The sequence below is a fragment of the Variovorax sp. P4_D9 genome (assembly GCF_056401695.1).
Genome location: NZ_JBFUIU010000582.1, coordinates 1 through 5,717, shown reverse-complemented (window position 1 = coordinate 5,717; position 5,717 = coordinate 1). Strand labels below are relative to the sequence as shown.

The 5,717-nt window shown below is 61.6% G+C and carries 8 protein-coding genes; 2 read left to right on the top strand and 6 right to left on the bottom strand.

Annotated elements, in window-relative coordinates; translation table 11 throughout:
* Positions 1–995 (top strand): galactose oxidase early set domain-containing protein (locus tag AC1DY5_RS39480; RefSeq protein ID WP_478119900.1); only part of this gene is annotated, 995 nt, incomplete at its 5' end.
* Positions 996–1,085: 90 nt separating this feature from the next.
* On the opposite strand, the gene AC1DY5_RS39475 is transcribed toward AC1DY5_RS39480, so the two are convergent.
* Positions 1,086–1,310 (bottom strand): hypothetical protein, encoded by a 225-nt coding sequence (locus AC1DY5_RS39475; protein ID WP_478119899.1) that lies wholly within the window; start codon positions 1,308–1,310, stop codon positions 1,086–1,088.
* Positions 1,311–1,789: 479 nt separating this feature from the next.
* Here AC1DY5_RS39475 and AC1DY5_RS39470 point away from each other — a divergent pair, with 479 nt between their 5' ends.
* Positions 1,790–2,641 (top strand): 2OG-Fe(II) oxygenase, encoded by an 852-nt coding sequence (locus AC1DY5_RS39470; protein ID WP_478119898.1) that lies wholly within the window; start codon positions 1,790–1,792, stop codon positions 2,639–2,641.
* Here AC1DY5_RS39470 and AC1DY5_RS39465 read toward each other — a convergent pair.
* The 5 genes from AC1DY5_RS39465 to AC1DY5_RS39445 form a co-directional block, all read right to left on the bottom strand.
* Complete coding sequence (locus AC1DY5_RS39465) at positions 2,560–3,207, bottom strand: hypothetical protein (protein ID WP_478119897.1); 648 nt, start codon at positions 3,205–3,207, stop codon at positions 2,560–2,562. The genes AC1DY5_RS39470 and AC1DY5_RS39465 overlap by 82 nt on opposite strands.
* The gene (locus tag AC1DY5_RS39460; protein WP_478119896.1) at positions 3,194–4,036 is read right to left on the bottom strand and encodes a terminase small subunit-like protein; all 843 of its coding nucleotides are present in this window, start codon (positions 4,034–4,036) and stop codon (positions 3,194–3,196) included. Before AC1DY5_RS39460 ends, AC1DY5_RS39465 begins: the two co-directional genes overlap by 14 nt.
* 64 nt (positions 4,037–4,100) lie before the next feature.
* Complete coding sequence (locus AC1DY5_RS39455) at positions 4,101–4,445, bottom strand: single-stranded DNA-binding protein (RefSeq protein WP_478119895.1); 345 nt, start codon at positions 4,443–4,445, stop codon at positions 4,101–4,103.
* Entirely contained in the window at positions 4,439–4,678 is a 240-nt protein-coding gene (locus AC1DY5_RS39450) for a hypothetical protein (RefSeq protein ID WP_478119894.1), read from the bottom strand. The genes AC1DY5_RS39455 and AC1DY5_RS39450 overlap by 7 nt, the downstream gene beginning before the upstream one ends.
* A gap of 123 nt (positions 4,679–4,801) precedes the next feature.
* Positions 4,802–5,717, bottom strand: a 916-nt coding sequence (locus AC1DY5_RS39445; RefSeq protein ID WP_478119893.1) for an AAA family ATPase, incomplete at its 5' end; no start/stop codon positions are given.

Genomic DNA, 5,717 nt, shown 5'->3' with positions numbered 1-5,717 from the left:
GCACCGGACAGCCCGCTGCGCGCCCGATCATCAACACGGCGCCGGCCCAGGTGACGCTGGGTGCCGCCTTCGGCATCACGGTCGCGTCCTCGAAGCCGATCCAGAAAATCACGCTGGTGCGCATGGGCTCTGTGACGCACTCGAACAACTTCGGTCAGCGCTTCCTGGAACTGCCGTTCACGCAGGCGGCGGGCGACCCGAACGTCGACATCCAGATCACCGAGACCCCGAACATTCTTCCTGTCGGTCACTACATGCTGTTCGCGATCGACAGCGCGGGCGTGCCGTCGGTCGCCAAGATCGTGAAGGTGGATGCCAGCTGGACCCAGGTCGCGCAGCAAGGTCAATCGCTGACCCTGCCTTCCACGACCCTCGTTCAATACGGCGCCGGCGGCAATATGGTCGCGAAGTCCTTCTCCGGCACCGTGAGCTGCCAGAACGAGTTCTTCGGCACGAACCCGTCTCCGACCGTCGCGAAGGGCTGTTCTGTTCTTTCGCCGCTGGCCTCCGGGGTCACGCTGGGCACCGCAACGCCGACGAGCGACAGCACCATCGCGGCGGAAGGCGGAGCCTTCAACATGGCGACCGCGACGGTGGTCAGCTACGGCGCCGGGACGCGCTGGATCGAGAAGCTGGTGACCGGCGCGGGGACCTGCAGCAACACATTCTTCGGCTCGGATCCGGCTCCTTTCAGCTTGAAGTCCTGCGTCACGGACACGGGGACCGCTGCACCGCCGCCAGCACCGCCCCCACCGCCGCCACCCCCACCCGCGCCACCGCCCTCAAACGGGGTCACGTTGGCCGTGGAAGGAGGCACTTTCACCGTGGCGACCGCGACGGTGGTCAGCTATGGGGCCGATACACGGTGGGTCCAGAAAACGGTCACTGGGACGGGAAGCTGCACGAACGGGTTCTTCGGCACGGACCCGGCACCCTTCACGGTGAAATCCTGCGTGGCACCGGCCGGCACGCCCGCCCCGGCCCCGGCGGGATAAACGAGGCGGCCCCCTCAATTGGCGGCCATGAAAAAGCCCGCCGTAGCGGGCAAGACCTTCTTGCAAGGTCCCAGAGAGGAAAGCCTCCCCTCAATCGGACGCTCCAAGCGCCTTCATATGCGCCACGATCGCCTCGAGCTGTGCGAGATCGAACACCCCGTTCAGGATCACCGTCCCGGCTCGATCAAGGACCTGGACGTGCTCAACACCGGGGGTATGGTCCACCACCAGCCAGGGCCGCATGGCCAAAGGCTCCGAGCCGAGCGTGCACGTCCACAGGCACATCTGCAGCGTGTCGCGGGCGAGTTCGTGCATGTTCGGCAGCCAATCCCAGGAGACTCGCCGACTGCACGCGCCTCTGTTGGCCCTGGTGCTCGCCGCCGACGACCTTCCCCTTGCTCTTCAGGCGCCCCTTCTGGACGGCTGGCCACCAGTTCGGGGTCCTGGTCCAGACGGCAGGCATCAAGCGCCAGCGCCCAGGCGGCGCCGAGCATTGAGCGTAGCTTTTGGGCTGTGGTCGGCGTAGCTTTTCGGGCCTCCAGATGTTCAAGGTACAACCGCTTGCCTGCGCGGCCTTTTCGACCACAATGGAAAAAGGCCCGCCTCTACTTGAAGCGCCGCACCCGAGCTGGATAACGAAACTCGCTACGCGCTTTCCGTGGAGGAGGCGCTGTCCGGCGCCGGCGAAGTGCCGTTGTGGCGCGAAATTTGCAACAACTCCGAGGCACAGCAAGATATATCCGCGACCCTAAGGAATAAACTTCGCAACTTACGATATGACTTACCTCCACCTGATGGACAAAAGTACCGGCTTTATCAACCCGGAGGATATACACGAAAAAGGAAAAGAGCATCAGGATGCGTACTTGCACGCCGTTCCTTTTCCACATGTAGTACTTGACGATTTTTTACCGATAGAACTGAGCGAACGCCTTCTATCTGGTTTTGCTATGCGAGAGGTTCAGAATCAATCATTGAATCAAACATTCAACCGCGCACAGGAGCGCCTCAAGAGCAGTTACCATCCAGACACCTTGGCGCCGGAAGTTCGCGGATTGTTTTATGTCTTTAATTCATATCCGTTCACCAAGATAATAGAGAACATAACGGGAATTAATGGTCTAATTCCAGATCCACACTTCTTGGGCGGAGGACTTCACGAGATCCAACAGGGTGGGCATCTTTCTATGCATGCCGACTTCAACCATCACTATCGAATGAATCTGGAGAGGCGTGTCAACGTACTAATATATTTGAACAAAGACTGGAAAGATGAGTATGGCGGTCAACTCGAGTTATGGGATACGGCGGTAAAAATCAAGCACCACTCGATTGTTCCAGTCTTCAATCGCTGTGTTATCTTCAATACAACTTCGGGGAACATGCACGGGAACCCGCAGCCAATCGCCCACCCGGAGGGGATCTCGAGAAAATCAGTTGCTCTCTATTATTACACTGCCACCTGGAAGGACGGGAAAAGATCTCACACTACGCAGTTTAAGGTTCGCCCCCGAAGTGAAGATAAAATCGATTGGTGGGTAAAAATGCAGGAGCTCAAGCTGGATTATTTGCCGCCTATCGTGGTGCGGAATCTGACGGGCATGATGCGCAGGCTTAGAAAAGGCAAACCCTCCGAGGGGCCCTGAATACCCTCACCAAGAAAGTGGTGTGAACGCTGGTCGGAATCCGCTTCTATGTGATGGCGAGGACGCGGTTTTGTCGAGCGAGACTGCGTACCAGCTGCGACCTTCAGCACCGGCCGGAAATGGGGCGCAGGCTTGAGCTTGCAGTCGACGATGGTTGCGCCCTCCGGCCGCCCTCCTTCCACGAGAACACCTGCCGTGATAAACCGCTCCATCAAGTAGCGGTCATGCGGGCGTACGTCTGCCTCGTATAGGGGAACGTTCTGCGCGGCAAGTGCTCGGGCCAGGCGTCCGATTTGCCGGTGCTGCTTGGCGTACACGCCGATGACCGGCTCTTGGCGAAACGTCCTTAGCTCGAGTTCGTGAATCTGTAGCTCTGGCATCGTCAGCAACTGCGCTTCCAATGCTGACCTATGTTTAACCTGCAAAAAGGCGACCGAGGTTTGCGCGGTTAGCACCACTTTCCTCGGCCCGGCATCTGTGGCCAGCCAGTACTCGATTTCGGTTCCGGCGGGGGTGTCCCGCCAGCGCCGAGTGAGGATGAAACCCTTGAGTTCAGTGGACGCCACGAGAGGTCAGGGAATCGGATAGAGCAGGAGGGTAGGCTTGGGCACGGGCCGATTTTCGCCCGGTTATGGCTGGTTGCTGCCTGCACAGGCTGGTAGCCGGGCAGTCAGGCTCCTTCGGCCCGAGGTCACACGGCAGGTTGAACTGCTCGATCTCGCCGCGCACCTTTTCGATCTGCTGGGGCCAGTGTCTTCGGGGATGGTCATGGTCTTCCTTCGGGTGTGGATTCAGCGTCCTCGCGCGCGCGGAGGCGTCAGGAATGTCCACGAGGCCTTCACTCTTCGATGCTGCCGGCCAGCGGTTGACCTCAACTGGGTCGAGGACGTCGTCTGGCTGCACCTCCGAATCGAGTGGGCTCGGGAGGTATCTCAGCAGCACCAGCTTGCGCCGGATCCCCTCGTCCAGCTGCGCATCGGTCATCTGCGCTGCAGCAGCTGCGATGCCGTGCGTGTGGTTGATGCCCACCTCGCCACCCAGGTCCACCTTGTCGCCGTAGGTCTTTGGCAGCATCTTCGACAGCAGCCACTTGCGACTGTCGACACGCAGACGATTGCGTTGGACTGAGGCGCTGCTGATGTCGAGGGACACCACATCGCCTTTGTACGTCGCCTGCACCTCAGCCTCATCGCTGATCTCCAAAATCTCGTCCGCAAGCAGCTGGAACCCGTTCGCTCGCGCGCGCGCGTACTGCTCCGCGAACTCGGGATCCGCCTCGCACCACCGCAGGATTGATTGCGCTGATGTGCCGGCGTCGGCAGCGGCCCGGCGGAGCGACTTTCCGCCCGCGAGACCCTTGAGAACCTGCTCAGCGACCGCCTTCGAGTAACCCATGGCAACCCCCTTGTGATCAATGTTGCTGCTCGACCGGCAGCATAGGTAAGTGAGCCTGCGGGCTTCATGCCGTGGCCTCCGGAGGTCGCGAACTGGCGGTACCGCGGCGCTTTCCGGCCTCGTATATTGACATCACGCGGTTCGCCGTGACCTTCAGGCCGGCGTGGTGTTGGCCGCCCTTCTCCCAGGTCGTCAGGGCTGCGCGACCAGCGATAGCCAAGCTGTCGCCGTTGGCAAGCGCTGCCAGAGCCTCCGCAGCGCACAGGTCGAATGCGATGAGGCTGACCCACACGGTCTCCCCGTCCTCGCCGTTCGCACGCATCCTGGCGATCGTGTACGGCTTGCCAGCGGAGCTGGTCCGCGGCACGGGCGCGGCGATCAGGGTGCCTTCGAGGAGAACGCTCAGCATTTGGGACCTTTCGGTGCGGGGTGGCTGAGCATCCGGGCGACCTGGGCGATGGCTTCATCGCGGCCGCGGAGGTAAGCGGCCTGGTCTGTGGCCGTCAAGCCTTTGGGCATGGTGGGATCCCACTCGACGAAGGCTCCCACGGCCTGCCCGGGCTTCGGACGCTGGCAGCGCAGCGTCACGGTGTAGTCGCCGACGGACCAGCGGCGGATCAGGATCGGGTTTTCAGCCGACATGGCGATTCCGATTCCAGCCGTTCACGTGTTCACGCCCTATATAGGGCGGCGTGAAACGACGTGAATATTCACGGGGTTCACGGGAAAGCGAACGTGAATAAGCGTGAATGACGTGAATCGTGGTCATACGGGGATCAGGTGCACCTTACCTGCCGAGATTTCCACCAGCGCCAGATCCTTCAAGCGGTTCGTAGCGTTGTAGATGGAGCTCTTGCTGAACTGAGGCTCCAGGGCTGCCGCCACCTCTCCTAAACGCATGTCGGTGCCAGTCCCACGCAGGAGGGCCAAGATTGCATGCTGGACCTCTCCCAGGCGCGGCAGCTTCTTGGCGACGACCGGCGCATCTGTTGGCATCACAACGCAGGACGTGAGCGGGCCACCCCACTTCCCAGTGCCCATCGCAATGCCCGAGAGGCGGAAGCCGATGCGATCGCCCTTTCCGCCCATGTCGCGCTGCTTGGTGATCTCGGCCGCATGAACGCCGGCCGTGCTGTCGGCTGTCACTTCGATCTCGGTATCCGTGGCGGCGCGCAGGCCGCTCCAGCCGCGCATGCCGCGCGCCGCATCCTTGCCGCAGTGGTGGATCAGCATCAGGTGCACGTCGGCCTCGTGGCGGATGCGATCGCCGTGCTGGATGACTACGCCCATGTCCTCGCCGCTGTTCTCGTTCGCGCCAGCACTCAGCCGCGCGAGCGTGTCGCCGATCACCATCACGCACTTGACCCCATACAGGGACTCCAGATCCCGGATCAGCGTGATCACCGCGGTGGTGTCGGCGTGGCCGTCGAACAGGTTGATCGGCGACTTGACGATCACGAAGTTCGGTACCGTGCAGTGATGGTGCTTGTGGTATGCCTTCAGGCGCTCACGCACGGACCGCGGCGCCTCGGTGGCCAGGTAGACCACCATGCCGGCGTCGACGTTGCGCCCCATCCATTTGCCGCCCAGGCAGATGGCTGCGCCGATGTCGATGGCCAAGAAGGTCTTGCCGCTGTTGCTGTCGCCGTAGAGAACGGACATGGCCTGCCGACCCAACAGC

Coding starts and splice junctions, on each gene's coding strand:
- AC1DY5_RS39475 (WP_478119899.1), bottom strand. CDS start 1,310: ATGCACGAACTCGCCCGCGACACGCTGCAGATGTGCCTGTGGACGTGC.
- AC1DY5_RS39455 (WP_478119895.1), bottom strand. CDS start 4,445: ATGCTGAGCGTTCTCCTCGAAGGCACCCTGATCGCCGCGCCCGTGCCG.
- AC1DY5_RS39470 (WP_478119898.1), top strand. CDS start 1,790: ATGGACAAAAGTACCGGCTTTATCAACCCGGAGGATATACACGAAAAA.
- AC1DY5_RS39450 (WP_478119894.1), bottom strand. CDS start 4,678: ATGTCGGCTGAAAACCCGATCCTGATCCGCCGCTGGTCCGTCGGCGAC.
- AC1DY5_RS39460 (WP_478119896.1), bottom strand. CDS start 4,036: ATGGGTTACTCGAAGGCGGTCGCTGAGCAGGTTCTCAAGGGTCTCGCG.